Here is a 19,026-nt window from a genome sequence, read left to right on the forward strand (position 1 = left end):
TCATGAGACTGAAGATCAGCCACCTCACCGAATACCGCTACGACGAACCGGCGCAGTTTTCGCTGCAGCGGCTGCGCCTGACGCCGCCGAATGCCGTTGGCCAGACCGTGCTCAACTGGTCGCTGCATGTCGAAGGCGCCAAGCCGGAAGTCGAGTATGACGACCAGTTCGGCAATCACGTGAACCTCGTCTCGCTGGAAGGCGAACAGCAGGTCACGCGCATCGTCGCCGAGGGCGAGATCGAGACCGAAGACCGCAACGGCGTCACCGGCCCGCATACCGGCTTCTGCCCGCTCTGGCTCTTCCTGCGCGAGACGCCGCTGACGAAGAGCGGCAAGCTGGTGAAGGAATTGATCAAGGGCGTGACAGGTGAGAACGACCTTGCCCGCATGCATGCGCTGATGGCGGCAATCCACGAGGCGGTCGAATACAAGCCCGGCACCAGCGGTACGGAGACCACGGCCGAACAGGCACTGGAGAAGAAGAGCGGCGTCTGCCAGGACCATGCCCATATTTTCGTTGCCTCCGCCCGCGCACTGGAGATCCCGGCGCGTTATGTCTCCGGCTATCTGATGATGGAAGAGAAGGTCGATCAGGCCGCCACTCATGCCTGGGGCGAAGCGCATATTCCCGGCCTCGGCTGGGTCGGCTTCGACCCTGCCAACAAGATCTGCCCGGATGACCGCTATGTCCGCATGGCCTCTGGCCTCTGCTACCGCGATGCCGCGCCCGTATCGGGCATGCGCATCGGCACCCCGGGCGAGAAGCTCTCGGTCACGGTAAAGGTCGAAAACGGCGACCAGATGCAGAGCCAAAGCCAGAGCTGACAAAAGCAGGCGAAGTTGCCGAGGAGATTATGCGCGTTCAAACACGCAATAATTGCTGTTGCAACCAATTCTCTACTTCAAACTAACCCGATGTTAAAGCCGCAGGCGGAAGCTGTGCGCTATGAGCTCGCATTTGTGGGCACCGGCGCAAAGCGCCGGCCAGTTTTGAGATTTCAGTAGGTCGTTTTATGTCTCTTCTTCTTATCGACGACAGCAAATCCAGCCTGCTTGCCCTTGAAACCGCCGTCCGCCGCTTCGCCGGCTGCGCAATCGAAAGCTTCACCAATCCGCTGGAAGCCCTCGAGCGCACGACGCACGTCGAATTCGATCTTGTCCTGGTCGACTATATGATGCCCGAACTCAACGGCGTCGCCGTAATCCGCCGCCTGCGCAGCCAGCGCGGCTATGAGACCGTGCCCATCGTGATGATCACCTCGCAGACGGAACGCGCCGTGCGGCTGGAAGCGCTGGAGGCCGGTGCCACGGACTTCCTCGCAAAACCCTTCGATCCGCTGGAGCTCGAGGCCCGCATCCTGAACCTTCTCGCCCTGCGCAGCGCCCAGCTTGCCCTCGTCGATCGTGCCCGTTCGCTTGATCAGGCCTTCCGCCGCGCCACCGAACGGGCCGATATCCGCGAACAGGAAATCGTCTGGTGCCTGGCGCAAGCCATGGCCTCGCGTGACGGCAATACCGGCGATCACATCGAGCGTGTCGCCAACATTGCCGAACTGATTGCCGAGGGCCTCGGCATGGACCGCATCCAGCGCCGCAACATCTATCTCGCCGCCCCCTTGCACGATATCGGCAAGATCGGCATTCCCGACGCCATCCTGCAGAAGCCAGGCAAGCTGGAGCCGGATGAGATCGAGAAGATGCGCGAGCATGTGCCGATCGGCGTTTCGATCCTGCGCAACAGTTCCGCCGAGCTTTCGCGCGTTGCTACCGCCATCATCGGCGGGCATCACGAAAAATGGGACGGCACCGGCTACCCGCAGGGCCTTGCGGGCGAAGAGATACCGATCGAGGCCCGTATCGTCGCCGTTGCTGACGTCTTCGATGCACTCTGCTCCGAGCGCCCCTACAAGCGGGCATGGCCGATCGACGAAGCCTTCCGGGAAATCATCGCCTGCAGCGGCACGCATTTCGATCCGGCTTGCGTGGCGGCTTTCCGCCGCAAATGGCCGGAGATCCGTCTGCTCTTCGATCAGTTTGAGATGGAAGAAGACCGCCTGCGCTCCAGCGGTTGACATCCGATCGGGTTCCGCGACGCTTTCCCGACAGATCGGCGAGCCGGTAACGGCGGCCAATTGCCGAAATCCTCCGTATGAGCCTATAGTGCAGCCATGTCTCGCATGAACCTTCATTTTCTTGATGCACGCGGCGCGCTCTCGGACCTGCGGGATTGGCTGGACAACCGGCTGTCCGACGCATTCGATAAGGGGAGCGCTTTACTGCGCATAGAGCCCGTCGATGTCGTCGTGAAAGCCGGAGCCCGCGTACTTCCTGAAAAGGGTCATGTTGGATATGCGCCGGAGCCCGGCTTGATCTATGTCACGGTCGACCCCGCCAACCCGGTTCTTGCTGCAAACGCTGACGCATCCCTGGAGCGGATGTTTGTGCATGAGCTGCATCACGCTGCCCGATGGGATGGACCCGGATACGGAAATTCACTGGGGGAAGCATTCGTCTCTGAAGGCCTGGCGGGGCATTTTGCGCAGGAAATCTATGGCGGTCCGCTTGAGCCCTGGGAAAGACTGCCGAGGGATCAGATCCGCAAATATGTGACGCATGCAGCTGGGGAGTGGGACAGCCGCAGCTATGACCATGAGGCCTGGTTCTTCGGCACAGCCGATTTCCCCGGCCAGCTGGGATATTCGATGGGTTTCCAGCTCGTCGCTGATTGCCTGATGCGAACGGGCCAAAGATCATCTGCCCTGGTTCACGCAGCAGCATCGGCGTTCAGACCTTCTCTGGATCAAATCTAGAATTCGCTCCGCCCGGCGTTTCAGCCAACACAGGTGGCATTTTCGGGATAATTGGTTTGGCGAAGCTATAGACGAGGGAGAGGCTATGTCGCTTAGCGAGCAGCAATTCATGGCGTCTGTCCGCCGCAACCCGATAAACGCCGAGTTGTTGAGCCGGTTGCGCACCCTGGGGGTTCCCGAGGCCATTCTGACTGCCGGCTGCCTCGTGCAGACGGTCTGGAACCTGAAATCGGGTTATGATCCGCAGTACGGGATAAAGGACTACGACGTCTTCTACTTCGATGACGCCGACCTGTCATGGGAGGCCGAAGACCTCGTTATTCGCAACGTGCAGAAGGCGGTCGACGATCTGCCCGTCAAGGTGGAGGTCAGGAACCAGGCTCGGGTCCATCTCTGGTACAGGGACAAGTTTGGAGCCGAATACCCAAAGCTACAAAAGGCGGAGGATGGCATCGACCGTTATCTCACCCTTTGCACAAGGGTCGGCATCCGCCTTCATGACGGCAGCCTTTATGCGCCTGACGGCCTGGATGACATGTGGAACGGCATCCTGCGCCTGAACCCTGCCAATCCTCAGCGTGGCCTATTTCTGGATAAATGCGCACAGTACGTGCAGCGATGGCCGTGGCTGACGATTATCGATGATCAGATCGGGGACTGCGATCCGCAGCCACATTGACGGTTCGCATTTTCCGCGTTCCGTCTTCTTTGCGGAACTCGGAACCTTCAAGACGAAGCCGCCGGCCCTGACCTTCCCGCAAATTTCTGTCGCGAAACACCACGAGGGGCGGAATTTCGCGACAGAAGTATTTCACGATAGCGGCGTTCTCACCCCGCCTTTCCATCGGCGTATCTCTGGAGGACGGGCCCGTTAGTGGCTATCCTTGCCGACTGCACTTCCGCGACATCCCTTCAGGAAGTCGAGGTCGGCGCCGGTATCGGCACCTTCGACATGCTGCTGATGCAGGAAGGCGTAACCCGAGGTCGGCAGGTCATGGTTCGGCTGCCATTCGGCCAGACGCTTCGCCAGTTCCTCTTCGGAAATGTCGAGATGCAGGCGGCGGTTCGGCACGTCGAGCTCGATCATGTCGCCGTTGCGGACGACGGCGAGCGGGCCGCCGACGGCAGCTTCCGGCGAGGTATGCAGAACGACGGTGCCGTAGGCCGTACCGGACATGCGGGCGTCGGAAATGCGCACCATGTCGGTGATGCCCTTCTTGAGCACCTTCGGCGGCAGACCCATGTTGCCGACTTCGGCCATGCCCGGATAGCCCTTCGGACCACAGTTCTTCATGACCATGACGCAGTTCTCGTCGATATCGAGATTGTCGTCGTTGATCTTGGCCTTGTAGTCGTCGATGTCTTCGAAGACGACCGCCCTGCCCTTGTGCACCATCAGATGCGGCGAAGCGGCGGACGGCTTCAGAACAGCGCCCTTCGGCGCCAGATTGCCGCGTACCACGACGATGCCGCCGGATTGCGTCAATGCCTTTTCAGCCGGCAGGATGACGTCTTCGTTCCAGTTGACGACATCCTTGACTTCGTCCCAGACGGTCTCGCCCGAAACCGTCACTGCATCCTTGTGCAGGAGGCCGGCTTCGCCAAGGCGCTTCAGCACGACAGGCAGGCCGCCGGCATAGAAGAACTCTTCCATCAGGTACTTGCCCGACGGCATCAGGTTGACGATCGTCGGCACGTCGCGACCACAGCGGTCCCAGTCGTCGAGCGTCAGATCGACGCCGACACGGCCGGCCATGGCGAGCAGGTGGATGACGGCATTGGTCGAACCGCCGATGGCCGCATTGGTGCGGATGGCGTTTTCGAAGGCCTGCTTCGTCATGATGTCGGAAGGCTTCAGGTCGTCCTTGACCATCTGCACGATACGGCGGCCGGTCAGCTGCGCCATCACCTTGCGGCGGGAATCGACGCCCGGGATCGCGGCATTGCCTGACAGCGCCATGCCGAGCGCTTCAGCCATGGACGCCATGGTGGAAGCGGTACCCATCGTGTTGCACGTGCCCGACGAACGGCTCATCGAAGCTTCAGCCTCGAGGAATTCAGCCTGCGTCATCTCGCCGGCCTTCACCATTTCGGAGAACTTCCACAGATGCGTGCCCGAACCGACGCGCTCGCCGCGGAAATAGCCGTTCAGCATCGGACCGCCGGTAACGACGATCGACGGCAGGTCCACGGAGGCAGCACCCATCAGGAGCGAAGGCGTGGTCTTGTCGCAGCCGACGAGCAGCACGCAGCCATCCATCGGCTGGCCACGGATCGCTTCTTCGACGGCGAGCGCCGCGAGGTTGCGATACATCATCGCGGTCGGACGGAAGGTGTTTTCAGAGGCCGAGAAAACGGGCACTTCAAGCGGGAAACCACCGGCTTCCCAGACACCGGCCTTCACCTTTTCGGCGAGCTCGCGCAGGTGACCGTTGCACGGCGTCATGTCCGACCAGGTATTGAGGATGCCGATGACCGGGCGGCCGTCGAACAGGTCGTGCGGGTAACCCTGGTTTTTCAGCCAGCCGCGGTGGTAGATCACGTCGCGGCTCGTGCCGCCGTACCATTCCTGCGAGCGCAACTTGCGCGGCCATTCTGCTTTCTTCTTCATAATTTCTGTCCCTCAGGATATCCCCTGACCGCCTCGTACGATCAGGGTTATCGCGCTTTGTCTTAGGCCAGCGTATAGGCGGTTTTGACGGTTGTGTAGAATTCGGCGGCGTACTTGCCCTGCTCGCGCGGGCCGTAGGACGAGCCCTTGCGGCCGCCGAAGGGAACGTGGAAGTCGACACCGGCAGTCGGCAGGTTCACCATCACCATGCCGGCCTCGGAATTGCGCTTGAAATGCGTCGCATGCTTGAGGCTCGTCGTGGCAATGCCCGCCGACAGGCCGAATGGCGTGTCGTTGGCGGTCGCCAGCGCCTCTTCGTAATCCTTCACGCGAATGACGGAAACGACAGGCCCGAAGATCTCTTCGCGCGAGATGCGCATCTGGTTCGTCGCTTCGGTAAAGAGCGTCGGCTGCAGGTAGAAGCCGGGCGTGTCGCGCGAGATGAGTTCGCCGCCGAAGGCGAGCTTCGCGCCCTCTTCCTTGCCGATCTTGATGTAGTCGGTGTCGGTCTGAAGCTGGCGGGCATCGACGACGGGGCCGATATGGGTGCCGGGCTTCATGGCATTGTCGACGACGACGGTCTTCAGCTTTTCGGTGAGTGCCGCAACGAACTTGTCGTGAATGCCTTCGGTGACGATCAGGCGCGACGAAGCGGTGCAGCGCTGGCCCGTGGAGAAGAAGCCGGAATTGGCGGCGGCCTCGACGGCAACGGTGAGATCAGCATCGTCGAGCACGACCATCGGGTTCTTGCCGCCCATTTCCAGCTGGAACTTGCGGTTATGCTCGATGGAAGCAGTGGCGACGCGTTTGCCCGTGCCGGTCGAACCGGTAAAAGTGATGCCGGCAATGTCAGGGCTGTCGAGCATGGCCTGGCCGACGACCGAGCCCTTACCCATGACGAGGTTCAGAACGCCCTTCGGCAGGCCTGCACGATGCAGGATATCGGCAATCGCCCACGAACAGCCGGGAACCAGATCGGCCGGCTTGAAGACGACGGTGTTGCCGTAGCAGAGCGCCGGCGCGATCTTCCAGGCCGGAATGGCGATCGGAAAATTCCAGGGCGTGATGATGCCGATGACACCGAGCGGCTCGCGGGTGATCTCGACGCCAATGTTCGGGCGCACCGAGGGAACGACCTCGCCGGCAAGGCGCAGCGCTTCGCCAGCGAAGAATTCGAAGATTTGCGATGCGCGGATCGTTTCGCCGATCGCTTCGGGAAGCGTCTTGCCTTCCTCGCGGGCGAGAAGCGCGCCAAGCTCGTCCTTGCGCGCCATGATCTCGTCGCCGGCCTTCTTCAGGATGACGTGGCGCTCCCAGATGCCGGAACGCGACCAGGCCGGAAAGGCAGCCTTCGCGGCAGCGATGGCAGCCTTCGCATCCTCGGCGCTCGCCTGAGCGTAGAGACCGACGACTTCGTTCGTGTCGGACGGGTTGATATTCTCGGCGGCATTCGTGCCGGTCCATTCGCCGGCAATGAGATTCTGATGGACGGTCATGGCCTTGGAGCCTCCTCTATGTCAAATGACCGGCGGCTTTCGTGGCGGCCGGCCCCTTGAGATCACAGTTGAAATCAGAGCTGCTTGACGGCGATCTCTTCTTCGGCGGCAACCTTCAGCGGATTGCGCAGCGGCAGGCCGAATTCGGCCACCTCAATTTCAAAGACATCGCCCTCTTCCGCCTTGATGCCGTCGGCAAAGGAAAGCGTCGCCGTACCGAACATATGTACATGCACATCACCCGGCACGCGGAAGAGGCCATATTTGAAATGGTGATATTCCAGATTGGCGAAAGTGTGCGACATGTTCGCTTCGCCCGACAGGAACGGCTTTTCGAAGATGACCTTGTCGCCGCGCTTGATGCGCGACGTTCCGCGGATATCCTCGGGGGCTACGCCGATACGGATTTCCGGACCGAAGCTTGCGGGGCGCAGCTTGGAATGGGCGAGGAAGAGATAGTTGATCCGCTCGGTGACGTGATCGGAAAATTCGTTCGATAGCGCAAAGCCGATACGGAACGGCGTGCCGTCCTTGGCGATCACGTAGATGCCGGCCATTTCAGGCTCTTCGCCGCCGTCGAGCGCGAAGGACGGCGAGACGAGCGGAGCGCCCGGAGCTGCAGCGCCGTAGCCGTTGCCCTTGTAGAACCATTCGGGCTGCACGCCCTTCTGGCCAGCCGCCGGCTTTCCGCCTTCGAGACCCATCCTGAACATCTTCATGGAGTCGGTCAGCGTTTCCTCTGCCGCTTCCGTGGTCTTCTTGTGCATGGAATCGCGCGTTGCGGCCGAACCCAGATGCGTCAGGCCCGTGCCGGTCAGATGCAGGTGTGCTGCATCCGGATGCGTGATCGGCGGCAGGAAACGGCCTTCGGCGTAAGCCTTTTCAAGATCGACGGCGTCGCCATATCCATGCGCCTCGATAACGGAGACGAGCGACTTGCCGCCATCTGCGGCTTCCATCGCCAGAGCGTAGACGCTCGTAGCACCCTTGACGGCCTTGGCGGCGGCACCCGGTTCGCGCGCGGCGACGATGATCTCTCCGTTGGAGCCTTTGATCTGCGAAATAAGCACGGTCCTGATCCTTTTCGTTCGGCGACGGCAAAGCTACGCCGCTCCGGCTCCCCGAGGAGCCGGAATTCGTTTTCATACGACTGCGAATGCGCAGGCTGAGTTAGGCCTCAGCCCTTGTTCTTGTTGTAGACGTCGAAGAAGACGGCAGCGAGAAGCACGGCGCCCTTGACCATCTGCTGGAAGTCGATGCCGAGACCGACGATCGACATGCCGTTGTTCATGACGCCCATGATGAATGCGCCGATAACCGCACCGGTGATCTTGCCGACGCCGCCCGAAGCCGACGCGCCGCCGATGAAGCAGGCCGCAATGACGTCAAGTTCGAAACCGACACCGGCCTTCGGCGTTGCCGAGTTCAGGCGCAGCGCAACGATCATGCCGGCGAGACCCGCAAGCACACCCATGTTTACGAAGGTGAAAAAGCTCAGGCGCTCGGTGTTGATACCGGAAAGCTTGGTCGCCTTTTCATTGCCACCCATGGCGTAGATGCGGCGACCGATCGTCGTGCGGCGGGTGACGAAGCTGTACGCCGCGATCAGGACCAGCATGACGATCAGAACGTTCGGCAGACCCTTGTAGGTCGACAGCAGCCAGCCGAGCCAGACGATGGCGAGCGAAATGAGGACATTCTGGCCGATGAAGAAGCCCATCGGCTCGACGTCGATGCCGTGGCTCTCATTGACCTTGCGGCGGCGCCAGGCGAGGTAGAAGAGGATGACCGGCATGATGACGGTCAGGATCAGCGAGGTGAGCTGGGTCGGAATACCGAAGATGTCGATCATGTCGCCCGGCAGGAAGCCGGTGCTGATGACCTGGAATTCCTTCGGGAACGGGCCGATGTTCTTGCCACCGAGAACGGTGAGCGTCAGGCCGCGGAAAACCAGCATGCCGGCAAGCGTCACGATGAAGGACGGGATGCGGTGATAGGCGATGAAATAGCCCTGTGCCGCACCGATGAAGCCGCCGATGATCAGGCAGAGCAGACCCGCCAGCCAGAAATTCATGCCCCAGGAAACGGTGAAGATGGCCGCCAGCGCGCCGACGAAGGCAACGATGGAGCCGACCGACAGGTCGATATGCCCAGCAACGATCACCAGCAGCATGCCGAGGGCCATGATGATGATGAAGGAGTTCTGCAGCACGAGGTTCGTCAGATTGACCGGCTTGAACAGGATACCGCCAGTGTAGAACTGGAAGAATATCATGATCGCGACGAGTGCGATCAGCATGCCATATTCGCGGATGTTGCCGCGGATATAGTCGGCAATCGAAACGACGTTGCTTTCCTCTGTGGATGTCGGGTTGACAGGAGTCATTGTTTCTTCTCCCCTGAGCGCATGATAGCGCGCATGATGGTTTCCTGGCTTGCTTCTCCTTTCGGCAGTTCGGCGACGATGCGTCCTTCGTTCATCACGTAGATGCGGTCACATGTGCCAAGCAGTTCAGGCATTTCTGACGAGATCATCAGAACGCCCTTTCCATCGGCGGCAAGCTGGTTGATGATAGTATAGATTTCGTATTTTGCGCCAACGTCGATACCACGTGTGGGCTCGTCCAGGATCAAAACATCGGGATCGGAGAACAGCCACTTCGACAGCACGACCTTTTGCTGGTTGCCGCCCGACAGGTTGACCGTTTCCTGGAAGATGCCCGATGACCGTATGCGCAGCTTCGAGCGATAGTCCGCCGCGACTTTCATCTCCTTGATGTCGTCGATGACGGTGTTCTTCGAAATGCCGAGCAGATTGGCGAGCGTGGTGTTGTGCAGGATGTTGTCGTTCAGCACGAGGCCGAGATGTTTGCGGTCTTCCGTCACATAGGCGAGACCGGCGTCGATCGCCTTGCGCACCGTCGACGTATCGACCTTCTTGCCGTCAACGAAGACGTCGCCGGTGATCTTGTGGCCATAGGACTTGCCGAACACGCTCATGGCGAATTCGGTGCGGCCAGCACCCATGAGGCCGGCGATGCCAACGACCTCGCCCTTGCGGACATTGACGTTGATGTCGTGCAGGACCTGGCGGTCGCGATGCTGCTGGTGGAAGGCGTTCCAGTTCTTCACCTCGAAGATGGTCTCGCCCACCGGCACGGAGCGCGGCGGATAACGGTCGGCGAGGTCGCGGCCCACCATATTCTTGATGATGATGTCTTCGCTGATCTCGTCCTTGTGACAGTCGAGCGTCTTGACGGTCATACCGTCGCGCAGGACCGTGATCTGGTCGGCGACCTTGCGGATCTCGTTCAGCTTGTGGGAAATGATGATCGAGGTGATACCCTGCCTGCGGAATTCCATCAGCAGGTTGAGGAGCGCGTCTGAATCGCTTTCGTTCAGCGATGCCGTCGGCTCGTCGAGGATGAGCAGCTTGACGCTCTTCGACAGCGCCTTGGCGATCTCGACGAGCTGCTGCTTGCCGACGCCGATGTCGGTCACGAGCGTATTCGGAGATTCGCGAAGGCCTACCTTCGCCAGAAGCTGCTTGGTGCGATTGAATGTGTCTTCCCAGCTGATGACGCCCTTCTTGGCGTTTTCATTGCCGAGGAAGATGTTTTCGCCGATCGACAGGAGCGGCACGAGCGCCAGTTCCTGATGGATGATGACGATGCCGATTTCTTCCGAATCCTTCAGGACTTTGAAATTGCGAACATCGCCCTCATAGACGATCTCGCCTTCATAGCTTCCTGCCGGATAGACGCCGGAGAGCACTTTCATCAGGGTCGACTTGCCGGCCCCGTTTTCGCCCACCAATGCGTGGATCTCACCCTGGCGAACCCTGAGGTTCACATTCTCGAGCGCCTTCACGCCCGGGAACGTCTTGGTGATGTTCCGCATTTCGAGGATTGTATTGTCCATGACTAAAAACCCAACGCCGCGACCGAAACTGGCCCGGCGATCATAGAATCGAAGACCGGAACCCGCAATCACGCGGGTTCCGGCCATTCATAATTACTTCAGCTGATCTTCCTTGTAGTAACCGCTGTCAACGAGAACCGTCTTGTAGTTCTCCTTGGTCACGGTAACCGGCTTCAGCAGGTAGGACGGAACGACCTTGACGCCGTTGTCGTAGGTCTTCGTGTCGTTGACTTCAGGCTCCTTGCCGGACATGACGGCGTCAACCATCTGAACGGTGACCTTTGCGAGGTCGCGGGTGTCCTTGAAGATCGACGAATACTGTTCGCCAGCGATGATCGACTTGATCGACGGGATTTCCGAGTCCTGGCCGGAGACGACCGGCAACGGCTGGTCAGCCGAACCGTAGCCGACGCCCTTCAGCGACGAGATGATGCCGATCGACAGACCGTCGTACGGAGACAGGACAGCGTCAACCTTGGCGTCGGTGTAGTTAGCCGAGAGCAGGTTGTCCATGCGGGCCTGGGCCGTTGCCGGATCCCAACGCAGCGTGCCGACCTTGTCCATGCCGGTCTGGCCGGACTTCACGACGAGCTTGCCGGAGTCGATGTAGGGCTGCAGGACAGACATTGCGCCGTCATAGAAGAAGAAGGCGTTGTTGTCGTCCGGCGAACCGCCGAAGAGTTCGATGTTGAACGGGCCCTTGCCGTCCTTGAGGCCGAGCTTGTCGACGATCGTACCAGCCTGGAGAACGCCAACCTGGAAGTTGTCGAACGTGGCGTAGTAGTCAACGTTGGCAGAGTCGCGGATCAGGCGGTCATAAGCGATGACCTTGATGCCGGCGTCATGGGCCTTCTGGAGAACGTCCGAAAGGGTCGTGCCGTCGATCGAAGCGATGACGAGAACCTTGGCGCCCTTCGTGACCATGTTTTCGATCTGCGAAAGCTGGTTCGGAATATCGTCGTCAGCATACTGCAGGTCGGTCTGGTAGCCGGCTTCCTGGAGCTGCTTGACGATGTTGTTGCCGTCATCGATCCAGCGAGCGGAGGACTTCGTCGGCATTGCGATGCCAACCAGGCCCTTGTCTGCCGCCAGAGCAGGCATAACGAACGATGCGACGCCAAAGGCGGCCGCAGCCATCAATGAGATAATGGATTTCATTTCTCTCTCCCTTGTTAAAGATTAACGGACGAAAAATCGCCCGCCCCGAAACTGTGGCAGGTTCCGTATTGGATAGTTACTTCAGATGGTGAGAAACGAAGTAGGTCTCCTCCACGATCTCACACGTGTTGAGTGCCAACCAGCACACGGCGGCAAACTGGTATGGATTCCTATAACTGTCAAATAGAATAACTGGTAATGTGCATAACAATTTTGGTATATCGTTAAAAAGTATTACTTTTGATGGAACGCAGTGGGGAGGCTGCAACCATGACGATTATCTCCGAGCTCTTTTCATTGGAACATGTCGACATTCATAGCGACAATTTTGGCGATGACAGCTTTCTACGAGCGGGACTTAAGCTGAATCACCTGCGTATGATTGTCGCAATCGAAGATAGCGGGCAGATTTCGGCTGCCGCGGAAGTACTCAACATCTCGCAGCCGGCAGCCTCCCGAATGCTGTCCGATATGGAGTCGATCGTGAAGACTCCACTCTATGAACGGGTTGCCCGTGGCGTGGTGCTGACGACCTTCGGGGAAGCGCTCGCGAGACGCGCGCGCAAGATCCTTCTGGAGCTTCGTGAGGCAAGCCGCGAGATCGGCGAATTAAAGAGCGGCAAGGGCGGATCGGTCTTCATCGGCGCGGTCACCGCACCCGCCATGAGCCTCGTCGTTCCCGCCATCAACACGGTGCGCAAGACCTTTCCCGGCATCGAGGTCAACATCCAGGTCGAGACCAGCAATGTCCTGGCGCGCGAACTTCTCGCCGCCCGCCACGACTTCATCATCAGCCGCATCCCCGACGATCTCAACCCGCGCCTTTTCGAAGTCCGCGAGATCGGCGTCGAGAAAGCCTGCCTGATCGTCCGCAGCCGCCATCCCCTATTGAAGAAGAAGACAGGCCCAAGCAGCCTGGCGGAGATCAAGGATTACGACTGGGTGTTCCAGCCGCCGGGCACGCTGCTGCGCCGCACGATAGAGGATATCTTCCTGTCGCGCGCCGTTCGGCTTCCGCAAAACATCGTCAACACCTCTTCGCTGCTGCTGACCTGCGCGATCATCTGCGAGACGGATGCCATTGCCCCCGTCGCCGTCGATGTCGCCCAGTTTCTCGCCTCGCAGAGTTCGAACGCCTCGGACGTGCGCATCCTGCCGATCGACTTCGAGATCAACGTCAAGCCCTACAGCCTGATCACCGTCCGCGAACGCGCCCTCCCGCCGAGCGCTCGGCTCCTCTATGACCTCATCCTGGAAGAAAGCATCCGGCAGGCCGAGGGCTAGCGCCGAGCCCCAGACTGCGACCGTTACGACAACCTTCTATAAACGCCAGGATAGTCCAGCACGATGCCGTCGCCATCGACCTCAAGTTCGGCGGCAAAGCCGGTTGACAGGCCTTCATAGAAAAAGCGGTTCCCGGCAAGTTTGGTATATCGCTGCTGGACAGGTTCGACGATAAGGTTCGGAAGGGAAACATAGGCAACGCTGATCTCCTCGGCGACACCGGTTTTTTGCCCTAGCCGTCGAATTGGCAGGGTGTTGGTGAATGGTGTCGCTGCAATATCGACATCCAGGCACCCGGCCAGATCGGAAAGCTCCGTGCCATCCTCGCTGACCCAGCGACCAAGGCCGTCGGACAGAATATGCAGTCGCGGACCGTTGACGATCTGAACCCTGACGTCGCGTACCCGCCACTGCGGATCTATCGTCAGCCGGTAGTTCAGATCGTATTTGCCGGCTTCGAAATGCCCGCTCACGATACCTTCCGCAAGCACGTCCTCGTCATTGTGGGCGATGGAAAGAGTCTCAAGTCCGTCTCCGTTCCAGTCGGTCCATTGCACTGTCCGCTTCCAACCTGCCATCCACGCCCCCATTTTCTCATCCGCATCTGCCTCCTACCGCCGCCGGCTCCGGAGAGATCCCGTGATCCTGCCTCGAATCCAGCCCTGCGCCAACTTGGCGCCGTCTAATGCGCCGCTCGAAAAGGAAGGCGCATGCTGTTCGGACAATCGATATTCCAATCCGTTCTCGAACGGCTGAAGGCGGAAGACCAAGCCTCCGGCGATGCGCAGGAACCGGCCGTCCATCGCGTCTCCGGCTTCTCGACCGGCCTCGCCTTCGATGTAATGGAGGGTGTCTCGGCCGCTTCGCAAAGGGTCGGCGAGGCCTATTTCGACAATCTCGGCGCCGAACCCGCGACCGCAGAGCCGCCGGCGCCCGAACCCGAACCGGTCATGCCTGCGCATCTGGGCCGCATTGCCCCGGAACAGATCGCCACCGAACTCGCGATTTCCGCCGCCGACACGCTGCAGATACTCAATGAGAAGCGACGCACCTTCGCCAAGGCCAATCATCCCGACAGCGTAGCCCAGCCGTTCCGCGACAATGCCAACAGGCGCATGATGATCGCCAACCTCTTGATCGACGAGGCGACGCGCCGTCTGCCGCGCAGCTGAAACTTCCCCCTCCGACCGGAGGATATGATAGATTCCAGCGTTTGAAAGACTGGAGCTTTCGACGCGTTTTCGATGGGTCTTCAAGCTGCTTCGCCCGATGGCCCGGGCGGCGCATCTAGGTGGTGTGCTGCGTCGTCATTTTTTCGCGCGGCGATTGCATATACCTCATCAGCTTTTGGTGCGTGTGACGGCATAACTTCTACAGGTCCGCCATACTACGCCCTACTCCCTTTTCATTAACCCTCGCGCTATTAGGCGAAGTTGTATGCAATGCAACCTATTGTAACATGGCTCGATGTGATTGTTTTCAAAGGAGATCGCCATGTCATCCACGGAAGATCCGAAGCTTCTGCCGCACAATACCGCGCGCAGACATTTTCTAGGTGTCGCCGCTGCCGCCGGTGTACGGCTCGCGGGCGTGGCGGCATTGGCCACGGCAATTTCCACATCTCCTGCGAGTGCATTGGGACGCCGTTGGGGGCACGGTGGCTCGGGTGGACACGGCGGTTCCGGCGGGCACGGAGGCTCCGGGGGGAGCGGTGGTTCCGGCGGAGGCGGTGGCGGCGGCGGTCCGCAGTGCTTCCTGCGGGGAACCGGGATCCTCACGGATTGCGGTGAAAGGCCTGTCGAGGATCTGCGTGCCGGCGATCGCGTTGCCCTTCCGGATGGAAGCACTCGTCCGATCAGGTGGGTCGGCCGCCAGGCCTTCAGGAAGAACGGCGCACGCTGGCAGGAAGCCGTCGTACCGGTCCGCATTCGCCGCCATGCGCTGGACGGCCGCACCCCGCACTCCGATCTCTACCTGTCATCCGGCCATGCGCTGTTTCTGAACGGCGTCCTGATCCGCGTGAAGGATCTCGTCAACGGCACGACCATTGCACCGGTCACTCCGGCCGACGACATGCCGCTCGAATATTATGCCGTTCTGCTCGATACGCATGAGGCCATCCTGGCCGAAGGTGCGGCGGCCGAGAGCTTCCATCTCGTGGACAACAACCACGAGGCCTTCTCCAATTTCGCCGAGTTCAAGCGCCTCTATGGCGAAAGGCCCGGCGTGATGACATCCTATGCCCCGGTGCTGGGCGAGGAAGGTGGCTGGAAGCACCTGAAAGCGCTCCTCCTCCTTGGCGTTTCGCCCCTGGTGCCGGCGCGCGACCCGTTCGGGGATGCCTGCAGGAAGATCGACGCGCAGGCCAGGGAACTGTCGCTCTGATCCGCAGCCGGCTTGCTCGCCGGGGCGCATCTCGAAACCGGAGAGCTCAGTCGCGCAGACCGCGCAGCGGTCTTGCCAGACGACATGCATAGAAGAAAGAAACGCGTGGCGCGCATCGGAAAGATCGCGCCGCGCTTTTCTTATTCGCCCTTCTTCTCTTCTTCCGTTGCAGACTTGTCTGCCTCTTCCTCATCATCGGAAGTGACCACCGCCGCCGTCTCCGGCGGTTTCGGATCGAAGGTCCAGATCAGCATATAGAAGGAATAGGCGCCGGCGCCGCCCGCAAGCACGCCCCAGAAGGGGTCGCCGCCGATGAATTCGAAGATCGCCCATCCGAAGCAGACCACCACGATAAGGATACGAACCCAAAGGTGTCGATAGGTCGGGTGGTTGGGATCGATCAGCTGCATCTTCGTCTCATTGTTGTGATAACGCGCCTCACTGCTGTGATGACGCCCGTCTCGCTGTTGCGATGACATCACTTGTCTTTAGGATGGAATTCACAAATGTGAAAGAGCCGCGGGCTTGACGCGGCGAATGGAAAATGGAATGAAAATTCCAAACTTATATCAATTCGGTTTATTTGTTCCGAATATAGGGAGGCAGTAAATGACAGTGAGATTTGGTCTTCTCGGCGCCGGCCGCATCGGCAAGGTCCATGCAAAGGCCGTCAGCGGCGATGCCAATGCAAAGCTCGTAGCCGTCGCCGACGCCTTCCCGCAGGCTGCAGAAGCAATCGCTTCCGCCTATGGCTGCGAAGTGCGCACGATCGAAGCGATCGAAGCCGCCAAGGATATCGACGCCGTCGTCATCTGCACGCCGACCGATACCCATGCCGACCTGATCGAGCGCTTCGCCCGCGCCGGCAAGGCGATCTTCTGCGAAAAGCCCATCGATCTCGATGTTGCCCGCGTCAAGGCTTGCATCAAGGTCGTGGAAGAGACCGGCGCCAAGCTGATGGTCGGCTTCAATCGCCGCTTCGACCCGCATTTCATGGCCGTGCGCAAGGTCATCGACGACGGCAAGATCGGTGACGTCGAGATGGTGACGATCACCTCGCGCGATCCGGGTGCCCCGCCGGTCGATTACATCAAGCGTTCGGGCGGCATCTTCCGCGACATGACGATCCACGATTTCGACATGGCCCGCTTCCTGCTCGGCGAAGAGCCGGTCTCGGTCGTCGCAACCGCCGCAGTCCTCGTCGACAAGGCGATCGGTGAGGCCGGCGACTATGACAGCGTCTCCGTCATCCTGCAGACCGCCTCGGGCAAGCAGGCCATCATCTCCAACTCGCGCCGCGCCACCTATGGCTATGACCAGCGCATCGAGGCGCACGGTTCCAAGGGCGTCGTCTCGGCCGAGAACCAGCGCCCGGTCTCGATCGAAGTCGCAAATGGCGAAGGCTATACCCGCCCGCCGCTGCACGATTTCTTCATGACCCGCTACACTGAAGCCTATGCCAACGAGATCGCAAGCTTCATCTCCGCGATCGAAAAGGGCTCGAAGATCTCGCCGTCGGGCGCCGACGGCCTGGCCGCTCTCGCGCTCGCGGACGCCGCCGTCCAGTCCGTCAAGGAAGGCAAGCTCGTAAAGATCGGCTGACCGCCCTCTCCCGACGGTCGCCATCATGAGAAATGGCCGGGCACCCGCCCGGCCATTTCTCGTTTGAAGCGTTTGGCTCAAAGCCCCCTCCCCACAAGGAAAAGGGGATTTCCACGGTGCCTGCCCCTTCGCCCCATCGGGGAGAAGGTGGCCCGAAGGGTCGGATGAGGGGGCCGCGAGCATAAAGGCGGGCTGGTCCAACCTAGCGGGGTGCTCCAAGGCCTAAACGGTATTATAACGGATGCTTAAAGAAATATCTGTCGGCGGTTAGGCCCCCTCATCCGCCCTTCGGGCACCTTCTCCTCGATGGGGCGAAGGGGGGAGCGACTAATCTCCGCCCTGCACACCCGCCACGACGATATCCTCATCAATCACCGCCAGTGCGCGGTTCAGATGTCCTTCGAAGACGAGAATCTGCTCGTCGGCGACGACCCTGAGGTCCGGCATGCCCTCCATGCGCACCACATGGGATTGGCCGAGCCCCTCCTCGATGCCCTGCCGCAGCAGATCGTAATAGCGCGTGCCTGGCCCGGTGATCGCGATCGGCATGCGCTCGGTCAGGCTCAGCATCCGCGACAGGCCGTTTCCGAGAGCAAGCCCCGCCTGCCGGAAGGCGAAGCCCGAAATACGGTGGCCCTGCCGCGCCCTGGATGCGATCTTGTCGAGCTCGGCAAGCGGCACGAACTTTGCCGGGATCGTATCGAGCGGCACTTCGAAGGCGGTACGCAGGATGGCGTAGAAACCGGCATAGGCCTCGATGCAGCCGCGCGTGCCGCAGCGGCAAAGCCCGCCATTGGCCATATGCAGCATGTGCCCGAAATTGGGCGCCGAGACGTCATGCCCGCCATGGTTGGTTCGCCTGATAATGCCGAGCCCGATGCTGTGGCCGAGCGAAAGGGCCGCCAGCGAGCGGAAATCGCCGCCCTTCACATTCTCCTCATGCGCGCCCAGCGCCGCGGCGACCAGCAGCGTCTCGTTGTCGAGAATGACCTTGGCCTTCCACCCCGGCTTGAGCGCCAGTTCGAAATCGATCTGGTCGCTGCCGAAGATCGGCGACCAGACGAGAACCGGCTCGGAGGAATTGACCAGCCCCTTGCTGCTGATCGAGATGAGCAGCACCTTGTCCCGCTCGATGCGCGAGCGTGACAGGATGCGCTCGAGCCCCTGCCGCACCCCGTTCACGAACCGGCCTGCGCCTGCGGGATCATGCGACCTGTCTTCGCTGAAACGATCGATCAGCTTGCCCGAATAATCGACCAGCGAATATTGCACGGCATCCGAGGAGATGATGACGACGATCAGATAGCCGCAGTCGCGCCGCTGGCGCAAAAGCACGCGCGGGCGCCCTCGCCCGCTGGCCGCCTGCTGCTCGGATTTTTCGATCACCTGTGCCTTTTCGAGATCGGCCGTGATCGCAGAAACGGTCGCGGACGACAGCCGCGTAAAATCGGATATTTCAGTATGAGCAAGCGCCCCGTGGCGGCGGAGAGTGGCGAGCACGAGCACGCTGTTTCTCTGCCGTACGAGCTCCGTGCTCGACTTGGTCAGCATCTATCGCCGCCCTCTTCCCCGTTCGTTCCGCCCCTCATTGCCACAGCATCTCCGGCCGCTTTCGTCAAAGGAAATTAAGCCGGTAGTGCGGTGTTGACAGTTGAAAAAATCTCTGACACTAAATTTCTCGACTGTCGAGAAAAAAATCCGAACCTTTCTGGACAGGCTTTCGCGGTGGCCGGAGGAGCAATGGCTGGGCCGGCTGC

17 protein-coding genes are annotated in these 19,026 nt (G+C 60.4%); 8 read left to right on the forward strand and 9 right to left on the reverse strand.

The genetic code is table 11. The features are described 5' to 3' along the window. The first annotated feature begins 2 nt into the window (after nucleotides 1–2). The 4 genes from LVY75_26795 (at nucleotide 3) to LVY75_26810 (ending at nucleotide 3,491) form a co-directional block, all read left to right on the forward strand. Nucleotides 3–827, forward strand: coding sequence for a transglutaminase family protein (locus LVY75_26795; GenBank protein XAZ22391.1), 825 nt, complete (start codon nucleotides 3–5; stop codon nucleotides 825–827). 188 nt (nucleotides 828–1,015) lie between these two features. Beyond that, nucleotides 1,016–2,074, forward strand: a complete 1,059-nt coding sequence (locus tag LVY75_26800; protein ID XAZ22392.1) for a response regulator — start codon at nucleotides 1,016–1,018, stop codon at nucleotides 2,072–2,074. Between the two features lie 105 nt (nucleotides 2,075–2,179). Then, on the forward strand, nucleotides 2,180–2,812 hold the full coding sequence (locus LVY75_26805; protein ID XAZ22393.1) for a DUF2268 domain-containing protein: 633 nt from the start codon (nucleotides 2,180–2,182) through the stop codon (nucleotides 2,810–2,812). Between the two features lie 85 nt (nucleotides 2,813–2,897). After that, nucleotides 2,898–3,491 carry a nucleotidyltransferase family protein gene (locus LVY75_26810; protein XAZ22394.1) on the forward strand — a complete coding sequence of 198 codons (594 nt, stop codon included), beginning with the start codon at nucleotides 2,898–2,900 and terminating at the stop codon, nucleotides 3,489–3,491. A gap of 192 nt (nucleotides 3,492–3,683) precedes the next feature. Here the strand turns inward: LVY75_26810 and LVY75_26815 are convergent, their stop codons facing one another. The 6 genes from LVY75_26815 to LVY75_26840 form a co-directional block, all read right to left on the reverse strand. Continuing rightward, the gene (locus LVY75_26815) at nucleotides 3,684–5,423 is read right to left on the reverse strand and encodes a dihydroxy-acid dehydratase (protein ID XAZ22395.1); all 1,740 of its coding nucleotides are present in this window, start codon (nucleotides 5,421–5,423) and stop codon (nucleotides 3,684–3,686) included. A 62-nt stretch (nucleotides 5,424–5,485) separates the two neighbouring features. Then, entirely contained in the window at nucleotides 5,486–6,919 is a 1,434-nt protein-coding gene (locus tag LVY75_26820; protein XAZ22396.1) for an aldehyde dehydrogenase family protein, read from the reverse strand. A gap of 74 nt (nucleotides 6,920–6,993) precedes the next feature. After that, the gene (locus tag LVY75_26825) at nucleotides 6,994–7,989 is read right to left on the reverse strand and encodes a GguC protein (GenBank protein ID XAZ22397.1); all 996 of its coding nucleotides are present in this window, start codon (nucleotides 7,987–7,989) and stop codon (nucleotides 6,994–6,996) included. A gap of 107 nt (nucleotides 7,990–8,096) precedes the next feature. Further along, nucleotides 8,097–9,305 carry a sugar ABC transporter permease gene (locus LVY75_26830; GenBank protein ID XAZ22398.1) on the reverse strand — a complete coding sequence of 403 codons (1,209 nt, stop codon included), beginning with the start codon at nucleotides 9,303–9,305 and terminating at the stop codon, nucleotides 8,097–8,099. Next, nucleotides 9,302–10,840, reverse strand: coding sequence for a sugar ABC transporter ATP-binding protein (locus LVY75_26835; GenBank protein XAZ22399.1), 1,539 nt, complete (start codon nucleotides 10,838–10,840; stop codon nucleotides 9,302–9,304). Before LVY75_26835 ends, LVY75_26830 begins: the two co-directional genes overlap by 4 nt. A 93-nt stretch (nucleotides 10,841–10,933) precedes the next feature. After that, nucleotides 10,934–11,998 carry a sugar-binding protein gene (locus LVY75_26840; GenBank protein XAZ22400.1) on the reverse strand — a complete coding sequence of 355 codons (1,065 nt, stop codon included), beginning with the start codon at nucleotides 11,996–11,998 and terminating at the stop codon, nucleotides 10,934–10,936. Between the two features lie 270 nt (nucleotides 11,999–12,268). Between LVY75_26840 and LVY75_26845 the strand changes: the two genes are divergently transcribed. Then, the gene (locus tag LVY75_26845; GenBank protein XAZ22401.1) at nucleotides 12,269–13,282 is read left to right on the forward strand and encodes a LysR family transcriptional regulator; all 1,014 of its coding nucleotides are present in this window, start codon (nucleotides 12,269–12,271) and stop codon (nucleotides 13,280–13,282) included. Between the two features lie 23 nt (nucleotides 13,283–13,305). Here the strand turns inward: LVY75_26845 and LVY75_26850 are convergent, their stop codons facing one another. Further along, nucleotides 13,306–13,860, reverse strand: a complete 555-nt coding sequence (locus tag LVY75_26850) for a putative glycolipid-binding domain-containing protein (GenBank protein XAZ22402.1) — start codon at nucleotides 13,858–13,860, stop codon at nucleotides 13,306–13,308. Between the two features lie 132 nt (nucleotides 13,861–13,992). Here LVY75_26850 and LVY75_26855 point away from each other — a divergent pair, with 132 nt between their 5' ends. Together LVY75_26855 and LVY75_26860 are read left to right on the forward strand one after the other, a co-directional pair. Beyond that, nucleotides 13,993–14,454 carry a hypothetical protein gene (locus LVY75_26855; GenBank protein ID XAZ22403.1) on the forward strand — a complete coding sequence of 154 codons (462 nt, stop codon included), beginning with the start codon at nucleotides 13,993–13,995 and terminating at the stop codon, nucleotides 14,452–14,454. A 322-nt stretch (nucleotides 14,455–14,776) separates the two neighbouring features. Next, on the forward strand, nucleotides 14,777–15,667 hold the full coding sequence (locus tag LVY75_26860; protein ID XAZ22404.1) for a Hint domain-containing protein: 891 nt from the start codon (nucleotides 14,777–14,779) through the stop codon (nucleotides 15,665–15,667). A 140-nt stretch (nucleotides 15,668–15,807) separates the two neighbouring features. Here LVY75_26860 and LVY75_26865 read toward each other — a convergent pair whose 3' ends face one another. Further along, nucleotides 15,808–16,077, reverse strand: a complete 270-nt coding sequence (locus LVY75_26865) for a hypothetical protein (protein XAZ25842.1) — start codon at nucleotides 16,075–16,077, stop codon at nucleotides 15,808–15,810. A gap of 199 nt (nucleotides 16,078–16,276) precedes the next feature. Here LVY75_26865 and iolG point away from each other — a divergent pair, with 199 nt between their 5' ends. Next, the gene (gene iolG, locus LVY75_26870; GenBank protein ID XAZ22405.1) at nucleotides 16,277–17,269 is read left to right on the forward strand and encodes an inositol 2-dehydrogenase; all 993 of its coding nucleotides are present in this window, start codon (nucleotides 16,277–16,279) and stop codon (nucleotides 17,267–17,269) included. A 327-nt stretch (nucleotides 17,270–17,596) separates the two neighbouring features. On the opposite strand, the gene LVY75_26875 is transcribed toward iolG, so the two are convergent. Next, complete coding sequence (locus tag LVY75_26875; protein ID XAZ22406.1) at nucleotides 17,597–18,820, reverse strand: ROK family protein; 1,224 nt, start codon at nucleotides 18,818–18,820, stop codon at nucleotides 17,597–17,599. Nucleotides 18,821–19,026: the final 206 nt, after the last annotated feature.

It is taken from the genome of Sinorhizobium sp. B11, from assembly GCA_039725955.1.
Taxonomy (GTDB): domain Bacteria; phylum Pseudomonadota; class Alphaproteobacteria; order Rhizobiales; family Rhizobiaceae; genus Rhizobium.

Excerpts from the sequence above, each read along its gene's own strand:
- LVY75_26795 (XAZ22391.1), top strand. The coding sequence starts at position 3 with ATGAGACTGAAGATCAGCCACCTCACCGAATACCGCTACGACGAACCG.
- LVY75_26800 (XAZ22392.1), top strand. The coding sequence starts at position 1,016 with ATGTCTCTTCTTCTTATCGACGACAGCAAATCCAGCCTGCTTGCCCTT.
- LVY75_26805 (XAZ22393.1), top strand. The coding sequence starts at position 2,180 with ATGAACCTTCATTTTCTTGATGCACGCGGCGCGCTCTCGGACCTGCGG.
- LVY75_26810 (XAZ22394.1), top strand. The coding sequence starts at position 2,898 with ATGTCGCTTAGCGAGCAGCAATTCATGGCGTCTGTCCGCCGCAACCCG.
- LVY75_26815 (XAZ22395.1), bottom strand. The coding sequence starts at position 5,423 with ATGAAGAAGAAAGCAGAATGGCCGCGCAAGTTGCGCTCGCAGGAATGG.
- LVY75_26820 (XAZ22396.1), bottom strand. The coding sequence starts at position 6,919 with ATGACCGTCCATCAGAATCTCATTGCCGGCGAATGGACCGGCACGAAT.
- LVY75_26830 (XAZ22398.1), bottom strand. The coding sequence starts at position 9,305 with ATGACTCCTGTCAACCCGACATCCACAGAGGAAAGCAACGTCGTTTCG.
- LVY75_26835 (XAZ22399.1), bottom strand. The coding sequence starts at position 10,840 with ATGGACAATACAATCCTCGAAATGCGGAACATCACCAAGACGTTCCCG.
- LVY75_26840 (XAZ22400.1), bottom strand. The coding sequence starts at position 11,998 with ATGAAATCCATTATCTCATTGATGGCTGCGGCCGCCTTTGGCGTCGCA.
- LVY75_26845 (XAZ22401.1), top strand. The coding sequence starts at position 12,269 with ATGACGATTATCTCCGAGCTCTTTTCATTGGAACATGTCGACATTCAT.
- LVY75_26850 (XAZ22402.1), bottom strand. The coding sequence starts at position 13,860 with ATGGCAGGTTGGAAGCGGACAGTGCAATGGACCGACTGGAACGGAGAC.
- LVY75_26855 (XAZ22403.1), top strand. The coding sequence starts at position 13,993 with ATGCTGTTCGGACAATCGATATTCCAATCCGTTCTCGAACGGCTGAAG.
- LVY75_26860 (XAZ22404.1), top strand. The coding sequence starts at position 14,777 with ATGTCATCCACGGAAGATCCGAAGCTTCTGCCGCACAATACCGCGCGC.
- LVY75_26865 (XAZ25842.1), bottom strand. The coding sequence starts at position 16,077 with ATGCAGCTGATCGATCCCAACCACCCGACCTATCGACACCTTTGGGTT.
- iolG (XAZ22405.1), top strand. The coding sequence starts at position 16,277 with ATGACAGTGAGATTTGGTCTTCTCGGCGCCGGCCGCATCGGCAAGGTC.
- LVY75_26875 (XAZ22406.1), bottom strand. The coding sequence starts at position 18,820 with ATGCTGACCAAGTCGAGCACGGAGCTCGTACGGCAGAGAAACAGCGTG.